The sequence below is a fragment of the Clostridium sp. DL1XJH146 genome, from assembly GCF_054819755.1.
Genome location: NZ_JBTVVN010000006.1, coordinates 111,692 through 130,540, shown reverse-complemented (window position 1 = coordinate 130,540; position 18,849 = coordinate 111,692). Strand labels below are relative to the sequence as shown.

Here is an 18,849-nt window from a genome sequence, read left to right as displayed (position 1 = left end):
TTTATTCTAAAAAACTTTGAAAACCTTGATATATAAAGATTTAATAAAGAAAGTAGTGTAAAAAACTTTACACTAACACAAACAAAAAGGGGGTTTAAAAGTGAAAATTATAGAAGGTAATTTTGGATGTAATGTAAATGGATTTAAATTTGCTGGAATTTCGGCAGGTTTTAAGAAGAGTGGAAAGAAGGATCTTTCATTAATATACAGTGAGAGCAAAGGGGTAAGCGCAGCAACATTTACGCAAAATAAAGCAAAGGCTGCACCTGTTATTTTGAATATGGATTATATAAAAAATAATAATACTCAAGCAATAATAGTTAATAGTGGGCAGGCGAATGCTTGTACTGGAAAAGTAGGAATGAATGATTCAATAAAAATAGCAGAACTTGTGTCAAAAGAGTTATCATTGAAACCAGAAGAAGTTCTTCAAGCGTCAACAGGGGTGATTGGAGTACCTATCCCTATGAATATTATGGAAGAAGGAATAAAGACTATTGTACCCCAGCTGAAAGAGGATTCAGGTTATGATGCATCAGAAGGGATATTAACAACGGATACATCAACTAAAGTAGTCAACGTAGACATAGAAATTAATGGAGTTAAGGTTGGCATAAGTGGAATGTGTAAGGGATCAGGTATGATACATCCTAATATGGCAACAATGCTTGGTTTTGTAATCACTGATTTGAACATCTCAAAAGAAATGCTTAATAAAGCATTAAAGGATAGTGTAGAAGATTCTTATAATATGATTTCAGTGGATGGAGATACCAGCACAAATGATATGGTTATTGTTCTTGCAAATGCTGTAGCTGATAACAAAAAAATCGAAGAGGATGGAGAAGATTTTGAAGTTTTCAAGGAAGCCTTAGATTATGTGAATAAAGAGTTAGCTAAAAAAATTGCAGAAGATGGAGAAGGAGCAACAAAGCTTATAGAAGTAAAAGTACTAGGAGCATATACAATTAAAGACGCAAAACTTATTGCTAAATCAGTTATTACTTCAAATTTAGTGAAGACAGCTTTTTTTGGAAGCGACCCTAACTGGGGACGTATTTTGTGTGCAGCAGGATATTCAGAAGCAGATTTTGATCCAGATAAAACAGATTTATTTTATAAAAGTGATAAAGGAGAAATTCAAGTTTTAAAGGATGGTATGAATTATCCTTATGATAATGAATTTGCTACTAGCTTACTTAAAGAAAAGAAAGTTCAAGCGATATTAGATTTAAAGAATGGTGATTGTGAAGCTACTGCGTGGGGATGCGATTTATCTTATAAATATGTTGAAATTAATGGAGAGTATACTACGTAAATTTCAATTGAACTTTTATATTGGGAGTTTTTTAATAAAATAATTGATATATAAAACTACTTTGAAAATAAATTTTTTGAAGTAGTTTTATTTTTTAACGTAGCTAGCAGAAATCTCTACATTCAACAAAGTAGGATGGAGTTGTATTTATTAGATTTGTTATTAGGACAAGTAGTGTGTTAAAATCATATTAAAACGATTTCATTCTTGAAGATTGTAAGACTAAATAACAAAAAGTTTTCTTATATTATACAAAGCGTATAGTAGTATAAAACTAATAATAGGAGTGAATAAAATATGTTAGAGTATATTATAGCGGCAATTGTGGGATATCTTTTAGGAAATATTCAAACAGCATTTATTATTGGCAAATTGAAAGGAAATATCGATATTAGAGATAAAGGAAGTAAAAATGCGGGAGCATCTAATGTAACTATAGTTTTGGGATGGAGGTATGGCATTATAACAGCCTTTGTTGATATTATGAAGGCAGTGGTTGCAGTAACATTAATAAAATATTTATTCCAAGGTAATGAAGGATTATATTTTATAGCAGGTATGTTTGCTATACTTGGGCATATTTTCCCCTTTTATCTTAAATTTAGAGGTGGAAAAGGTACGGCAAGCATAATAGGAATGATACTTGCAATTGATATTAAGATAGCGTTGATAGCAGCTATTATATTAGTAGTAGTTACAATATTATCAGATTATATAGCATTAGGAACTATTGTAATGGTAATAGTATGGCCAATTATGAAGTTTATAGGAGGATATTCTTTGATGTCTGTAATTATGTGTGCATTAATTGCGGCAATATCTATATATAAGCACAGGATAAATATATATAGAATAATTAATAATGATGAAACGGGACTTAGATCAACATTTTCGAAGTAAAAAGTGAGGTGATTTTTATGAAATATGAAGCAAAAAATATAGATGAATATATAGCACAGTTACCCCAGGATAGACAGGTAGTTTTATCAAACTTAAGAGAAGTTATAAAGGCTAATCTTCCAAATGGATTTCAAGAAGAAATGCAATATGGCATGGTAAGTTATGTTGTGCCGCACAGTATATATCCAGAAGGGTATCACGTTAATCCAAAAGAACCTTTGCCGTTTTTAGCTATAGCTTCTCAAAAAAATCATATAGCTATTTATCATATGGGGATATATAGCTTTCCGGAAATCTTAGAATGGTTCATAGAAGAATACCCTAAACATGTAAAAACAAAATTGGATATGGGAAAATCTTGTATTAGATTTAAAAATATTAAAACAATACCTTATGAGTTAATAGGGGAGTTATGCAGAAAAATTGATGTTGGGCAATATATAGCTAAGTATAAGAAGATTATTATCAATTAATATTGATTATCTATTAATAATATGATATTATGTATATATAAATTATTTTACGGAGGGGTTAATATGGATTTTAAAAAGATGGCTTTTGATAAAATTAAGGATGTTGCAGAAGATAAAATGGATGACTTTCAAATAGGTGACTTTGATGTAGAAGAAATAATCAATGATGATTTTGTTTCTAAATTTACTAATTTAGAAAACGTACAAGAGATGATTGAAAAAAGTGGATTTGATTTAGAAAAGATAGGAGATATGACTAATCTTCCTTTAGATAAGGTGAATGATTATATTAAAAAGATTTCAGAATTTGGCTCATGGGAAGATTTACTTAAAGAAGCAGCAGGCGAATTTATGAAGAAAAAAGTTGGATTTTAGAGATACCTAAAGGTATCTTTTTTTATTGTATTAAATTTAATTAAGAATTAATAAAAAGCACATCATTTTAGTAAATAATGATGTGCAAAGTGAATATATAAAATTATTAGTTAAGGTTACTTTTATTCTGTTTCTAATTCTACAATTTCTGCAAGTGGTGAGTTTTTTCTTATTGATTCTATTCCATTTAAGCATCCTTCTTTTGTCTTATACCCTTGACCAGTAGCTATTATTTGTCCATTTCCTGCTTTTAATCTAAAACGATATGACCCCTTTGCATCAGTGTAAATCTCAAATTTAGATGACATAAAAACCCTCCATTTTTTATAGTATTTTTATTTTGTTACTTAATATAATTATACTATAAATTATTAATAAAAAAAGATAATATTGAGATTAAAAGATGAATTATGAAAAAAAAGGAAGAATTCTGTTTGTAATGAATAGCCTCTTGAAAAATGAGCAGCATTGTTATATTATATATATAACAGATACAACAAATATAATATTGAAATAAGGTGATGGAATGTTATTAAAAATTGATTTTGAAATCGAAACACCCATTTATATGCAAATAAGAAATGAAATAGTGAAAGGAATTGCAAAGGGCCAATTAGATCAAGAGGAAAGTCTTCCCTCGGTAAGAGTTCTTGCATCTGAAATAGGGGTTAATATGCATACGGTAAATAAAGCTTATACTCTTTTGAAGGATGAAGGGTTTCTTACAATGGATAGGAGAAAAGGAGCTTTTATTTCGAAGCTAAATAAGAATATTACTGATAAGTATTTAGAAAATTTGAATGATAAATTAGAAATAATAGCGGCTGAAGCAATATTAAAAGGAATGAAAAACGAAGATTTTATTAAAGTTTGTGAAAAATCTTTAAATACATACGATAAAGGAGGGTTTAATAATGATTAAAACATTATTACTATTTATGCCAGTTTATATTATTCTATTTGTAATAGGTTTAATAATGCCCGCTGTTTCAAGAAAAGAAATATTTTTTGGAATTAGATTACCGAGAGAAGAACTCCATAATCCAGAACTTGATAGAGTGAAAAAAGAGTATCAGATAACCTATGTATTGATGTTTGTAGTATTTATTTTAATATTTATTTTGCTTTCTTTATTTATAGAATTACCATTAGTAAGTACTATAATGATATTTGTTTATATTCCAATGTTTTATATTCCATATTTTAGAGCACATAAAAAAGTGAAAAACTTAAAAGAAAAAAAAGATTGGGTTATAAAGAAAAAACAGGTTATTGTCGTGGATACTAAAAGTTTAGATGAAAAACAAGACAATAAAAAAATAGGTTTATTATTTTTAATTCCAATAGCTATATTGATTATAAATACTGTAATAAGTTTAGTTATGTATGATAAATTACCGGATAGAATACCAATACATTGGAACATTAATGGAGAGGTTGATAATTGGGCGAATAAATCTTATGGAGCGGTTTTATTTACATCATTTACGCAATTTTTTTTAATGGTAATTATGTTCTTTACATATAAATCAATAACAATGGCAAAAGTTCAAATTGATGCTTCGAGACCAGAGGAATCAAGAATGCAGATTAAAAAATCCAGAAAGATATGGGGATTGTTTATTATTGGAATGACAATTGCGTTATCTTTATTATTTACTTTGATAAATTTGATGATATTACAAATATTATCTATAACAGCTAATGTTTTTGGTATTATCACTATACTTTTTACTTTTGGTATTTTAATCGTTACTATAATATTATCGCTAAAGGTTGGTCAAGGTGGTAGTAGGATTAAAGTTAAAAGTGAATCACCAAATAGTAAAGAGCAGACTAAAGATGATGACAATTATTATAAATGGGGATTGATTTATTACAATCCAAATGATCCATCGATTTTTATAGAAAAAAGGTTCGGTATAGGGTGGACAATTAACTTTGGTAATAAAATGGGGATATTGATTTTTGGGATATTAATATTAGCTATCATTTTATTTGCAATGTTTTCAGTAAAATTAGGATAGTTATTTTAATGCACAATGCACAATGCACAATGCACAATGCACAATGCACAATGCACAATGCACAATTGCGGATGATTTTGCTACGCAAAATCTTTAATTGAGTTTAAAAGATTTTCTGACGACAGTAAGAAAATTAACTATAACTATAACTATAACTATAACTATAACTATAACTATAACTATAACTATAACTATAACTATAACTGTGAACTATAAAAAGAAAGGATATGATAAATATGGTAAGTAATGCGTCGTTTTTTGGCATGTTTGTAAGCTTGTTTTTAAGTATTTTATTTCCGATAATATTGATGATTGTGTTCAGAAAAAAATATAAAATAGATTTTAAAGCTGTGGGTGTAGGGGTTTTGATATTTGTTTTGTTTCAAGTAGTAACAAGAATTCCACTATTAAGTTTTTTAGGAAGTGTTCCATGGTTTGAAAACGGTATTAAGGCAAATATTTATGTCTACGGCATATTTTTAGCTTTGACAGCTGCAGCTTTCGAGGAAGTTGGAAGGGTAGTGGGGTTTAAATATTTATTAAAGAAAAATTTAGAACCCCAAAATGCACTTGGTTACGGGATTGGTCATTCCGGAATTGAATCTATTTTAATAGTTGGATTAGCGCAAATTAATAATATGGTTATTAGTATTATGATAAATAATGGCACTTTTGATACTTTATTAGGTACAACGCCAGAAATAGCTGCAGTTAAAGAATTATTAATTAATACTGCGCCATCAATGTTTGTGTTGGGGGGATTTGAAAGAGTTTTCACTATTTTATTTCATATAGCTTTATCAATATTAGTATTCAAGAGTGTTTCTTTAAAAGAATATAAATACTTTGTATATGCATTTTCACTGCATTTTATAATTGATTTTATTGCAGTAGTATTTTCTTCTAATATTTGGGCGGTTGAAGCTATATTATCTGTTGCAGCTGTCATTTCTGTAGGATACATTATTAAATTTGTAAAAGAATATGTAAAAGTACAAGAGGTTGTTTAAAACTAATCTGGATTTATTTAAGGTGAAATTTATCAAGAGTTGATTTGTATATTTAAGTAGTTTATCTTTAATAAGTTTAAGCAATATTTTTAAAAAAATACAAACCCACTAGTTACTGATTCTGAATCATCAACTAGTGGGTTTAAATATAATTAAAGAATTTCTGACGTTAGGAAGAAATTCCTCCTTAATTGTACATTGTGCATTGTGAATTGTGCATTAAATTTTTAGTCTTCCTTTAGTTTAATTAGCAATTCTCCAGATTTAACTTGACCGCCTTCTTTAACATAAACTTTTTCTACGATACCTTTTGAACTAGAAGTAATATTTGTTTCCATTTTCATAGCTTCTATTATGACAAGAGAAGTATTTTCTTCAACAATATCTCCTTCTTTAACAAGTACTTTTAATACAGTACCTGGTATGCTAGCACCTATTTCTGTCTGGTCATTTTCATCTGCATAAAGAAGTTCGGTAGAATCAGCAACTATTTTAGAAGTTGTATCTTTTACTAATAATTCACGTCTATTTCCATTGACTTCGAAAGTTAATGATCTATAGCCTTCGTTATTAATTTTTGAGATTTGAAGAAGTTTTATAATTAAAATTTTTCCTTCTTTTATTTGTATTTGGCAAGTTTCGCCTTCTCTTAATCCGTGGAAATAAATATCGCTACCTATCATACTTAAATCGCCATTAGCTTTTATATATTTTAAATGTTTTTGAAAAACATCAGGATAAAGAGCATAGCTTATTAAGTCTTCTTTTGTAGGTTCTATATTATAGGTATCTTTTAATAATTTACTAATTTTATCAAAATCTTCAGCAGGTAGTAACTCTCCAGGTCTACAAGTAATAGGTTTTTCTCCTTTTAAGACTATTTTTTGAATATCTTCAGGGAATCCGAATTCTGGTTGGCCCATCATACCACTGAAATAAGCTACAACAGAATCAGGGAAAGCTAAATCTTTACCTTTAGTTAAGATATTTTCAGGAGTTAAGTCATTTTGTATCATAAATATAGCTAAGTCGCCTACCATTTTAGAGGATGGAGTAACTTTTACTATATCTCCTACCATATCGTTGACTTTTTTAAACATTTCTTTTACTTCATCAAATCTATGACCTAAACCAAAGCTTTCTACTTGAGGTTTAAGGTTAGAATATTGACCACCAGGTATTTCGTATTTGTATATTTCAGTACTACCTGATTTTAAACCAGATTCAAATTCTTCATATACAGGTCTAACAGCAGCCCAATAATCAGATAATTTTTGTATTCCTGAAAGTTTTATTTCAGTTGCTCTTTCTGTATATTCAAGAGCTGCTACAACTGAGTTTAGGGCAGGTTGACTAGTTAAACCAGACATGCTATTTAAAGCAGTATCTACAATATCTACACCAGCCTCTGCTGCCATCATAACTGTGGCAACGCCATTGCCTGTTGTATCATGAGTATGCAAATGAATAGGTATTGAAATTTCACTTTTTAATGCTTTTATAAGTTTGTAGGCTGCATAAGGTTTTAAAAGAGCTGACATATCTTTAATACCAAGGATATGTGCACCCATTTTTTCTATTTCTTTTGCTTTGTTAACATAGTATTCCAAAGAATATTTATCTCTTTTTTCGTCTAATATATCGCCTGTATAACAAATGCAAACTTCAGCGATTTTATTATTTTTTAATACTTGGTCAATAGATACTTCCATTCCTTTTAACCAATTTAAAGAATCAAATATTCTAAACACGTCTATTCCAGAAGAGGATGCTTCATCGATTAAAGAGCGTATTACATTATCAGGATAGTTTTTATAACCAACTCCATTTGAACCTCTAAGAAGCATTTGGAACATTACATTTGGAACTCTTTTTCTTAATTCTTTTAGACGTTTCCAAGGAGACTCATTTAAAAATCTATATGCAACATCAAATGTAGCACCGCCCCACATTTCAAGTGAGAATAAATCTTTTTCGTAATAAGAAGTTGCCTCTGCTATTTTAAGCATATCTACAGTTCTCATTCTTGTAGCCATTAATGATTGATGTGCATCTCTTAAAGTAGTATCTGTTAAAAGTAATTTATCTTGAGATTTAATCCAAGAAACAAGAGCCTCAGGACCTTCATTATCAAGGATTTGTTTTGTACCCTCTAGGTTAGAGAAAGCTGGTAATTTTGGAACTACAGGGATATCAAAATCTTTCTTAACCCCGTGAGTTTGATTTACTACTTTTTCACCTAGGTAATTTAGTATATTTAATTCATAATCTGCTTTTGGTGATATGTCAAATAGTTCTGGGTGGTCAGTTATGAATCCGGTAGTACATTCTCCAGCCTTAAATACAGGGTGATTAAGAACATTTATAAGGAAATCAATATTTGTTTTAACCCCAGCTATTTTTGTTTCTTTAATAGCACGTAGAGATTTTCTTATAGCATCTTCAAAACTTCTTGACCAAGAACTAACTTTAACTAGTAAACTATCATAGTAGGGGCTTATTTCAGCACCTGTAAATCCGTTTCCACCATCAAGTCTAATCCCGTATCCAGAAGCTGTTCTATAAACAGTAATTTTCCCAGTATCAGGAGCAAAGCTAGATTGAGGATCTTCTGTAGTAATTCTGCATTGAATAGAAAATCCATTGATTTTTACAGAGTCCTGAGAAGGTATACCTATTTCCTTTGAATTTAGAGGAAAACCTTCGGCTACTAAAATTTGACTTTGAACTATGTCAATACCTGTAACCATTTCTGATACAGTATGTTCTACTTGAATTCTTGGATTCATTTCTATAAAGTAATGATCACCGTTTTTATCAACTAGGAATTCTAATGTTCCCGCACTTCTATAGGATACATGTCTTGCGATTTTCAAAGCATCATCACATATTTCTTTTCTTTTTTCTTCCGAAAGAGTTATGGATGGAGAAAATTCAACCAATTTTTGGTGTCTTCTTTGTACAGAACAATCTCTTTCGTACAAATGAACTATATTTCCGTATTTATCACCTATTATTTGTACCTCAATATGCTTTGGCTTTTCAAGATATTTTTCTACAAAAATATCATCTATTCCAAAGGCTTTTCTTGCTTCATTTTTAGCACTCCTAAATGATGTTAAAAGTTCTTTTTCGCTTTGTACAACTCTCATGCCTCTTCCACCACCACCGGAGGCAGCTTTTAACATAACTGGATAACCACATTGTTTTGCGAATTCTAAGGCTTCTTCGTCAGAATTTACTGGTTTTTCTACTCCAGGAATTGTAGGAACAGATACAGCTTGCGCTACTAGTTTTGATTTTATTTTATCACCTAGACTATCCATCATTTGGGCTGTTGGCCCGATAAATTCTATGCCAGCTTCTTCGCATTTACTTGCAAATTCTACATTTTCAGAAAGAAATCCATAACCTGGGTGGATTGCATCTACACCTTTTTTCTTAGCTAGGCTAATTATTTCATCAATATTCAAATAAGCATCAACAGGACCTTTAGTTTTTCCTATTAGATAAGCTTCATCTGCTTTTGTTCTAAACAAAGAAAATTTATCTTCTTCTGAATAGATAGCAACGGTTCTAATACCTAATTCAGAGCAAGCTCTGAATATTCTGATTGCAATTTCACCTCTATTTGCAACCAAAATTCTTTTGAATCTTTTTGTCATCTAATCAACCCCTTTATATATGACTACAATGGTTTAATTATATATTAGTAAAAAATTAAATTCAATTACATTATAATAAAACAATTGAATTTATTTTGTTAATTTCATAAATAAAATAAAAAAATTATATGAAATTAAAAATAAGGTCAGTATAATATGCAACTGACCTTAATGTTTAGAGAAATTTCAAATTACTTGCAAGAAATTGGACCATAAGAATTTTTATCATAATGTAAAATAGCTAAGGTTAATTCTTCAGTATGTTCTTTTTCATCTGCAACAATTTTTTCAAAAACCTTTTTAATATCTGGATGTGGAATTTCTATAATATGTTGTTCGTAGAGAATGATAGCTTCTAGTTCGCCTTTAATATCACTTCTTATATTATTGAGAAGTTTAGTATTATCGGATTTATTGTATTCTGAGAGGGAAAGATTACCTTTACCTGTTAATTTAACATGGCTTGCGACTTCTTTATATTTTTCGTATTCAACAGGATCATATTTTCTAAGTAACTGCATTAACATTCCAAAATGTTTTTTTTCATCCTCCATTATGTGGTACCATATTTCGTTTAGTTCTTTAATATTTGAATGTGAGATGTGAATTGAATAATCATTAATAGCAACTAATTCACCAATCATAGCTTCACGGATTTTATTAGTAAAAAAATACGGAATACCCTGTGGTTGCCTTTCTGTAGTATAACTCATATATACCTCCAAAATCATCACTACTATAATTTATGCGAGACCTAGAGAATAATTACAAAATTCATATTGTCAAAACACATATTTGTATAAAAAATTGATTAATTCATAGATTCAATTAGATAATTAAATGTAACTTAGCGTATTAATAAAATTTAAAATTGTGCAAATATATTTTAAACAGTATAATAACGGAGTACTATATATAGTGGTAGGGAGGAAATACATATGCAATATGTTGTAAAGAGAGATGGAAGAAGAGTTGGGTTTGACACAATGAAGATAACAAGTGCTATAAAAGGCGCGGCCGATGAGATTGCTTATAGCATAAAAGAAAGTGAAGTAATTGAAATTGCCCAAAAGGTAATAGAAAAAATCGAAGGCTTATGTGAAAAACAAATAAGTGTGGAAGAAATTCAAAATATGGTAGAGGAAGAATTATTTAATAGTGAATATAAAGTGATAGGGGAAACCTATTCTAACTATAGAAAAGAAAGAACAAATATTAGAGAAATAAAATCAGATTTAATGAAAGTTATTAAAACTATAGGAATAGAAACAGATAGAGATAATGCGAATGTTGGAAATAACTTTTCATCTAAGTTGCTTAGAATTGCCTCAGAATCAAATAAATGGCATAATTTATCAAGTATGCCAAAACATTTAGCTAAAGCGCACGAAAACGGAGACATATATTATCACGATTTAGACAGTTATAATCTAACTACTAATTGTTTGAACATAGAGACTGGGAAGATACTAAAAAGAGGATTTAATACAGGTTACGGTACAATAAAATCCCCTAGAAGAATAGGTAGTGCAGCAGAACTTTCATGCATACTTCTTCAAAGTGCTCAAAATGATATGTTTGGTGGACAATCGCATGTTGATTTTGAAAATGATATGTCATATTTTGTAGGACTTACAAGGGAAGAAATAAAAAAAAGTGTAGATGAATTACTCCAGCAAACTGGAAGTACTATGGAACAAGAAGCTTTAAATAAATTAGTAGAAGATAGATTAGAAAAAGAAGTAAGTCAGGCAATGCAAGGTATAGTGTTTAATTTGAATACTATGCATTCAAGAGCAGGTAGTCAGGTTCCTTTTAGTTCTCTTAATATTGGAATTCCAAGAGATGATGACGCAGCTTTAGTTTGCAGGATATTCTTAGAAGAATATGAAAAAGGTTTAGGAAAAGGAGAACAACCTATATTTCCAAACATCATTTTTAGAGTTAAAGAAGGAATTAATAGAGAAAAAGAAGATAGATACTATTATCTTTATGAATTAGCTTGTAGAGTAGCTTCTAAACGAATGAATCCTATGTTTATGAATTTGGATGCTGATTTTAATAAAAAAATGTACGATGAAGGTATAGTTGCAGCTACTATGGGTTGTAGAACTTATATAATGGGCAACGTAAATGGTAAACCAGGTCCGGAAGGAAGAGGAAATATAGCTCCAACTACGATTAATTTACCAAGACTAGGTATACTAGCAAAAGGTGATGTTGAGAGATTCTTTGAAATTTTAGATAGCAGATTAGAATTGGCAAGAGAATCTTTAATTCATAGATATGATGTACTTAAAAAATTAAAAGTAAAGGATCTTCCTTTTGTAGCAGGTCAAGAAATTATGAGAGGTTCTGAAGGATTAGACGGTAATGACTCTATTGAACCAATACTTAAGCAAGGTACTTTTTCAATAGGATTTATAGGGCTTGCTGAAACGTTAACAGCTTTAGTTGGTAAACACCACGGTGAAGATGAAGATAGCTATAAACTTGGATTAGAAATAATTCAACATATAAGAGATTTCTGTGATGAATGTGTAGAAAGAGATCATTTGAATTGGTCTTGCTATGCTACTCCAGCAGAAGGTTTGTCAGGAAAGTTTATACTTCAAGATAGAAATATCTTTGGGGATATTAAAGGAGTTACAGATAAAAATTATTATACGAATAGTTACCATATACCAGTTGGACATCAGATATCTATTAAAGATAAGGTAGAAAAGGAAGCTCTTTTTCATAAGATGTGTAATGCAGGACACATTACTTATATTGAAATGGATGGATATCCAACACCAGAAGCAGTTAAGTCTGTAATAGACTTTTCTTATAAAAATACTAACATTAGTTATATGGGTATCAATTTTCATATGAAATATTGCAAAGAATGTGGAGAAAGAGTGGAACCTGATAAAAACACTTGTCCTAGTTGCGGAAGTGACAATATACAAGGTATTTCAAGAGTAACAGGATATTTATCTTTAGATGAGAGATTTGGTTCTGGAAAAGTTGCAGAAAGAGCGGATAGAACATCCCATGCGGGGGATCATTCGAAGACATATAATTAAATAATAATGCACAATGCACAATTTTCAATGCACAATTAAGGAGGAGATTTTTTAGCGGAGCTAAAAAATCTCTTTTGTTGAATAATAAATTAAAAAGGGGGAGCGGTATGATAAAACCAAAAGAAATCAGGCTTGCAGGAATTATTTATGAAAGTATGGTTAATGGACCGGGCATAAGAAGGGTATTATTTTCACAGGGGTGTATGCATAATTGTGAAGGTTGCTTCAATCAGGAAACACATCCTATGGATGGGGGAGAGCTTGTAGATATAGAACTTATAATTAATGATATTAATACTAATCCGTTATTAAATGGGGTTACTTTTTCAGGTGGAGATCCTTTTGAAAGACCACAAGAATTTTCTTATATAGCGGAAAATGTTATAAAAGAAGATTTCAATATATGGTGTTATACAGGATATACCTTTGAATTTATCATTAATAATTTTGACAAGAGACCTTATTGGAAAGAGTTGCTTTCTAATATAGATGTTCTTATAGACGGTAAATTTGATAAAAATAAAAAAGTCGATAATCTAAAATATAGAGGATCTAGTAATCAAAGAATTATAGATGTTAAAGGAAGCTTGAAATTTGGTAAGGTAATTGAACTTCAATATTAAAAAAGTAATTTATATATTTACGATGATTAGAAAATAGAAATGAAATATAATAGTTTAAGACTTGGCCAAAAGGTGAAGTCTATTTTATATACAAATTTAAAAGTAAAACAAGCTTACACGACCGATTTTTTACAAATAAAGCGCAAGTTTATGAAATAAATATTTTCAAGAATTTTGATAAAAATGGTAAATTAATAACGAAGATTGATGATAGTTATAGTAAAGCCTTTGAGAATTTAGATGGATTAAATTAAAAATAAATTTAACGATATAAGTGAGTAAATAAGAGAAGATACTAGATATAACTAGCATAATCAATTTAATTTCATTAGAAGAAGTTTTTTTAGGTTGAAAAATTAACAAATATGATATATATTATTACTTGTAGATAATAATTATTAAATAAGAAATCATATTGAATGATAAGAGATTATTTCGTTTATTTGTTACCATTCATATGTTATAATTTAAAAAATATTAAAAAAATTAATTTAGAATATGGGAGGAATTATTGATGAAAAAGTTTGTTTGTACAGTATGTGGATATGTTCATGAGGGAGAAGAGGCACCAGAGGTATGTCCTTTATGTAAAGCACCAAAAGAAAAATTCCAAGAGCAAGTTGGGGAATTAGCTTGGGCTGATGAGCACAAAATAGGCGTTGCTAAAGATGTTGATCCTAGAGTGGTTGAAGGATTACAACAAAACTTTATGGGAGAATGTACTGAAGTTGGTATGTACTTAGCTATGAGTAGACAAGCAGATAGAGAAGGATTCCCAGAAGTAGCTGAAGCATATAAAAGAATAGCTTTTGAAGAAGCAGAGCATGCTTCAAAATTTGCTGAATTATTAGGTGAAGTTGTTACAGACAGTACTAAAAAGAATTTACAATTAAGAGTAGATGCAGAGTATGGTGCTTGTACTGGTAAAAAAGAATTAGCCACTTTAGCTAAACAATTGAACTATGATGCAATTCATGATACAGTACACGAAATGTGTAAAGATGAAGCGCGTCACGGAAAAGCATTCAAAGGTCTTTTAGAAAGATACTTTGATAAATAATTCTAACTAAATATGAATTGAAAAGCTTCCTGATGAAGGAAGCTTTTTTTAATATATATAGTGTTACTTTTAAAATATAGAGTGCAATTTGCAGAGTGCAGAGTGAAGTGAAGTTCAAAGGATAAAGATTAAAATATTTAGAAGATAAAAGATTAGAAGACTTAAAGATAAATATTTGGATGAAAATGATTTAAAGGGAACTAGCAAAAGCGTGATATAATTGTAAGCTATTAACATTGACAGCGTCGCTGCGTTTTGATAGAATTTTAACATAGTTCAAGTATTGAGACTAAGTTGTCTTTTTATTTGTTTATTTACAAATAATTACCTGACAGAGAAGGGAAACTAATCTGAAAGGAAGTTACACATATAATAATAGCTGTAGTATAAACATAGATTTTTATGTTTATAGTATTATGCGTATTTAATTATGAGTATAACTTTCCTTATATTAGGAGAGTTTTTTTTATTATACATCAGACTGTAAACTATGAACTGCGAACTGTGCACTGTGAACTATGAACTGTGCACCATGAACAATACAAAGGAGGAAACCTATGATTATTAAAGAAATAATTAATAAATTATATCAAACCAATGATGCTTCAAGGGAAGAGCTTTTGTTTCTTCTAGATAATATTAATGAAGATGAAAAAAAATTTCTTTTTCAAAAGAGTTTAGAGACTTCACAAAAGTTTTATAGTAATAAAGTATTCATGAGAGGACTTTTAGAGTTTACAAATTATTGTAAGCAGCATTGTATGTATTGTGGTATAAGAGCTGAAAATAAGTTGGCGGATAGATATAGATTAACTGTAGAAGATATAATGAGTTGTTGTGAAAATGGAGATAAACTTGGGTATAATACTTTTGTACTTCAAGGGGGAGAAGACCCTTATTACACTGATGATAAAATTGTAGAAATTATAGAAGCTATAAAAGAGAGGTTCCCCGAAAAAGCTATAACTCTTTCTATTGGTGAAAAGAGTTACGATTCGTATTTGAAATATTTTAATGCGGGTGCAGATAGATATTTATTAAGACATGAAACAGCAACACCAGAGCTTTATAGAAAGTTTCATCCAAATATGTCCTTTGAAAATAGAATTGAATGCTTATATAATTTGAAAAAAATTGGCTATCAAGTAGGGGCTGGTTTTATGGTAGGATTACCAGGTCAAAAGAATGAAGATTTAGTAAATGATTTAGTTTTTCTTAAAAAATTATATCCTCATATGATAGGTATTGGACCATTTATACCTCATAAGGATACTGCTTTGGCAAATGAAAAAGGTGGAACTGTAGAAAAAACTTTGTTGATGCTTTCATTAACAAGATTGTTAGTTCCAGAAGTCTTACTGCCTTCTACAACAGCAATGGGGACGCTAGATCCAAAGGGAAGGGAAAAGGCACTAAAGGTTGGAGCAAATGTAGTTATGCCAAATTTATCACCTATAAATGTGAGAGAGAAGTATTCATTATATGATGGCAAAATATGTACAGGTGATGAGGCAGCTCACTGTAGGAATTGTATAGAGGGAAGGATAAATAGTGCAGGATTTGAAGTAGATATGGCTAGAGGAGATAACATAAATTGGGGGAGGAATTAAAATGTTTATAAACCACGAATATATTAATAATTTACTAAATGATGCAAAAGAGGCTACAGAGGAAGACGTTCAAAAGGTTTTGGAAAAAGCAAAAAACAGTGAAAAACTTACGCATAAAGATATTGCAATTCTTCTTCAAATTGAAAATACAGACCAAAAGGAAGAAATGTTTAAAATAGCAGGAGAAATAAAGCAAAGAATATATGGTAATAGGGTGGTTGTGTTTGCACCTTTATATATTAGTGATTATTGTGTAAATAATTGTACTTATTGTGGATATAAAAGAGATAATGAATTTAATAGAAAAAGATTGAATAGAAGTGAGATTCAGCAAGAGGTTATGCTACTTGAGAAAATGGGACACAAGAGACTTGCTCTAGAATTTGGAGAAGACCCGGTAAATTGTACTATAGATAATGTTATAGATGCTATAGAGGCAGTATATTCTACTAAAAATGAAAATGGAAATATAAGAAGAGCAAATATTAATATAGCAGCGACAACAGTAGAAAACTATAAAAAATTAAAAGCCGCCAATATCGGAACATATATATTATTCCAAGAAACTTATCACAAACCAACTTATGAAAAGGTTCATCCTAAATCTTTAAAGGGAGATTATGAATATCATTTGACTGCTTTTGACAGAGCCATGGAAGGTGGAATTGATGATGTAGGCGGAGGCGTTTTGTTTGGACTTTCTGATTATAAATTTGAAGTTTTGGCACTTATGCTTCATAATGACCATTTAGAAGAAAAATATGGTGTTGGATTTCATACTATTTCTGTTCCTAGATTAAGAAAAGCGGAAGGAATGGGATTGGAAGATTTCCCTAATATATTAGATGATGATATGTTTGAAAAATTAGTTTCAATAATAAGAATTGCAGTTCCTTTTACAGGAATTATATTATCAACTAGGGAATCAGCGGAAATGAGAAAAAAACTATTGGACCGTGGAGTGTCTCAAATAAGTGCTGGGTCTTGTACAGGAGTTGGTGGATACAAAGAAGAAGATACTCTTGGGAGAAGTATAAATCAATTTGATTTAGCAGACCATAGAAGCCCTCTAGATGTACTTAAAGAGTTAGTAGAAGATGGACATTTGCCTAGCTATTGTACAGCTTGTTATAGAAAAGGAAGAACTGGAGATAGATTTATGAGTCTTGCTAAGTCAGGGCAGATTCATAATGTGTGTCATCCTAATGCTTTAATGACACTTATGGAATTTATACTGGATTATGGAGATGCGGAAATATTTAATAAAGGCGAGAAATTTATAACGCAAGAAGTTGAAAAGATAGAACGAGAAGATATTAAAGAGCTTACTAAGAATAATCTTAAGAGAATAAAAAATGGGGAAAGAGATTTATTTATATAAGCTAGATAATTCACAATAAATTAATTTTAAAGATAGGTATAGCCTATCTTTTTTTTCATCTATATGTGGTATAATTTTAGTATAAAATGGACATTAATTAGATAATAAAGGACGAGGTGTAACATGGAAGAATCTACAGTGAATTTGATATTTAAGAAAATAACGAGAATGTTAATTATAACTATAATTGCTCTTATGTTTTTATTTCAATCAGGGTTTAGAAAAGGTTTTTTTGATATGTTAGACCCAATAGTGATAGCTTTTGCAATTGCATATTTAATAGACCCCTTTGTAAGATATCTAAATAGGAGATTTAAAATAAAAAGAGGATTAGGTATTTTAATTTCAGTGGCAGTACTCATTGCAATAATTGTGTTGATTTTTGCAATTATAGTTCCAAGTATAGTTTCTAATATTTCAGATCTTATAAATAAAATACCTGAAAATTTTACTTTGAACTTTGATATTGCGAATAAATATATTAAGGAAACAAATAATGAATATTTATTGGCTGTTATTGATTATATAAATTCATCTCTTGAATCTATACTAAAATCTATTGCTAGTATTTCTTCAATAGTATTAGAACAAGTAGTAGTTAATGCGTTTAAAATAACTTCTTCTGTTGTTAGTATAATACTTAGTTTTACAATTGCGATTTATATGTTAGTAGATAAAAATGATTTGCTTGCTAGAATTAAAAGAATAACATACGCATTTTTGAAAAATGATAATGCAGATTATTTAAATAAAGTAATGAAAGAAAGCAACGAAATATTTTCAAAGTTTTTTATTGGTAAATTTATAGATTCTTTAATTATTGGAGTGCTTTGTTTCTTTATATTGCTGATTTGTAGAATACCGTTTGCTTCTATAATAGCAATTATAGTTGGTATATCAAATATGATTCCTTATTTTGGGCCTATAATAGGGGCTGTTCCGGCTTGCCTTATTGCATTATTAAATGGACCGATAGTTATGGTGTGGGTTTTAATTATAATAGTTATATTACAACAGTTTGATGGGTTAATATTAGGACCTATGATTCTCGGTGATTCAGTTGGAGTTAGTGCGTTTTGGATAATTGTTGCAGTGACATTAGGGGGTATCCTTTTTGGAGTGGCAGGAATGCTTGTTGGTGTACCTATTGTTGTTTTATTAAAAACACTTTTAGAGGAAGAAGCTGATAAAAGGTTGAAAGCTAAAAATATGGCATCTTTGGGGATGGAATCTATACGTGATATAAAAGACACTTCGAAAACACCTATTTGGATGAAAAAAATACATATAAAAAAGAAAAATAAAAAATAATATACATAAAATGTAAATTATTCCTGAA

16 protein-coding genes are annotated in these 18,849 nt (G+C 29.8%); 13 read left to right on the top strand and 3 right to left on the bottom strand.

The annotated features are described in order from the left end of the window. Positions 1 to 100: 100 nt before the first annotated feature. The 4 genes from argJ (at position 101) to ACVHXK_RS04905 (ending at position 3,066) form a co-directional block, all read left to right on the top strand. Complete coding sequence (argJ, locus tag ACVHXK_RS04920) at positions 101 to 1,318, top strand: bifunctional glutamate N-acetyltransferase/amino-acid acetyltransferase ArgJ (RefSeq protein WP_461205252.1); 1,218 nt, start codon at positions 101 to 103, stop codon at positions 1,316 to 1,318. 297 nt (positions 1,319 to 1,615) lie between these two features. Beyond that, positions 1,616 to 2,218 (top strand): glycerol-3-phosphate 1-O-acyltransferase PlsY, encoded by a 603-nt coding sequence (gene plsY, locus ACVHXK_RS04915; RefSeq protein ID WP_461205251.1) that lies wholly within the window; start codon positions 1,616 to 1,618, stop codon positions 2,216 to 2,218. Positions 2,219 to 2,235: 17 nt separating this feature from the next. Then, positions 2,236 to 2,691 (top strand): DUF1801 domain-containing protein, encoded by a 456-nt coding sequence (locus ACVHXK_RS04910; RefSeq protein WP_461205250.1) that lies wholly within the window; start codon positions 2,236 to 2,238, stop codon positions 2,689 to 2,691. 63 nt (positions 2,692 to 2,754) lie between these two features. Continuing rightward, the gene (locus tag ACVHXK_RS04905; RefSeq protein ID WP_461205249.1) at positions 2,755 to 3,066 is read left to right on the top strand and encodes a hypothetical protein; all 312 of its coding nucleotides are present in this window, start codon (positions 2,755 to 2,757) and stop codon (positions 3,064 to 3,066) included. Positions 3,067 to 3,188: 122 nt separating this feature from the next. On the opposite strand, the gene ACVHXK_RS04900 is transcribed toward ACVHXK_RS04905, so the two are convergent. Continuing rightward, entirely contained in the window at positions 3,189 to 3,374 is a 186-nt protein-coding gene (locus tag ACVHXK_RS04900) for a YegP family protein (RefSeq protein ID WP_461205248.1), read from the bottom strand. A gap of 218 nt (positions 3,375 to 3,592) precedes the next feature. Between ACVHXK_RS04900 and ACVHXK_RS04895 the strand changes: the two genes are divergently transcribed. From ACVHXK_RS04895 to ACVHXK_RS04885, 3 genes are all read left to right on the top strand, one after another. Next, complete coding sequence (locus ACVHXK_RS04895) at positions 3,593 to 3,988, top strand: GntR family transcriptional regulator (RefSeq protein ID WP_461205247.1); 396 nt, start codon at positions 3,593 to 3,595, stop codon at positions 3,986 to 3,988. Next, a complete protein-coding gene (locus ACVHXK_RS04890; RefSeq protein ID WP_461205246.1) occupies positions 3,981 to 5,093 on the top strand; it encodes a DUF1648 domain-containing protein in 1,113 nt (370 codons plus the stop codon). The genes ACVHXK_RS04895 and ACVHXK_RS04890 overlap by 8 nt, the downstream gene beginning before the upstream one ends. Before the next feature lie 236 nt (positions 5,094 to 5,329). Further along, positions 5,330 to 6,103: a YhfC family intramembrane metalloprotease gene (locus tag ACVHXK_RS04885; protein ID WP_461205245.1), complete on the top strand. Its 774-nt coding sequence runs from the start codon at positions 5,330 to 5,332 to the stop codon at positions 6,101 to 6,103. A gap of 227 nt (positions 6,104 to 6,330) precedes the next feature. Here the strand turns inward: ACVHXK_RS04885 and ACVHXK_RS04880 are convergent, their stop codons facing one another. Then, a complete protein-coding gene (locus ACVHXK_RS04880) occupies positions 6,331 to 9,768 on the bottom strand; it encodes a pyruvate carboxylase (RefSeq protein ID WP_461205244.1) in 3,438 nt (1,145 codons plus the stop codon). 191 nt (positions 9,769 to 9,959) lie between these two features. After that, entirely contained in the window at positions 9,960 to 10,481 is a 522-nt protein-coding gene (locus ACVHXK_RS04875; protein ID WP_461205243.1) for a ferritin family protein, read from the bottom strand. A 225-nt stretch (positions 10,482 to 10,706) separates the two neighbouring features. Here ACVHXK_RS04875 and nrdD point away from each other — a divergent pair, with 225 nt between their 5' ends. From nrdD to ACVHXK_RS04845, 6 genes are all read left to right on the top strand, one after another. Next, a complete protein-coding gene (gene nrdD / locus ACVHXK_RS04870; RefSeq protein WP_461205242.1) occupies positions 10,707 to 12,836 on the top strand; it encodes an anaerobic ribonucleoside-triphosphate reductase in 2,130 nt (709 codons plus the stop codon). Between the two features lie 107 nt (positions 12,837 to 12,943). Beyond that, positions 12,944 to 13,459, top strand: a complete 516-nt coding sequence (gene nrdG, locus ACVHXK_RS04865; RefSeq protein ID WP_461205241.1) for an anaerobic ribonucleoside-triphosphate reductase activating protein — start codon at positions 12,944 to 12,946, stop codon at positions 13,457 to 13,459. Between the two features lie 514 nt (positions 13,460 to 13,973). Then, positions 13,974 to 14,519: an NADH peroxidase gene (locus tag ACVHXK_RS04860; RefSeq protein WP_461205240.1), complete on the top strand. Its 546-nt coding sequence runs from the start codon at positions 13,974 to 13,976 to the stop codon at positions 14,517 to 14,519. 563 nt (positions 14,520 to 15,082) lie between these two features. Beyond that, a complete protein-coding gene (gene hydE / locus ACVHXK_RS04855; protein WP_461205254.1) occupies positions 15,083 to 16,129 on the top strand; it encodes a [FeFe] hydrogenase H-cluster radical SAM maturase HydE in 1,047 nt (348 codons plus the stop codon). A gap of 1 nt (position 16,130) precedes the next feature. Continuing rightward, positions 16,131 to 17,510, top strand: a complete 1,380-nt coding sequence (gene hydG, locus ACVHXK_RS04850) for a [FeFe] hydrogenase H-cluster radical SAM maturase HydG (RefSeq protein ID WP_461205239.1) — start codon at positions 16,131 to 16,133, stop codon at positions 17,508 to 17,510. Positions 17,511 to 17,633: 123 nt separating this feature from the next. Continuing rightward, on the top strand, positions 17,634 to 18,821 hold the full coding sequence (locus ACVHXK_RS04845) for an AI-2E family transporter (protein ID WP_461205238.1): 1,188 nt from the start codon (positions 17,634 to 17,636) through the stop codon (positions 18,819 to 18,821). Positions 18,822 to 18,849 lie beyond the last annotated feature (28 nt).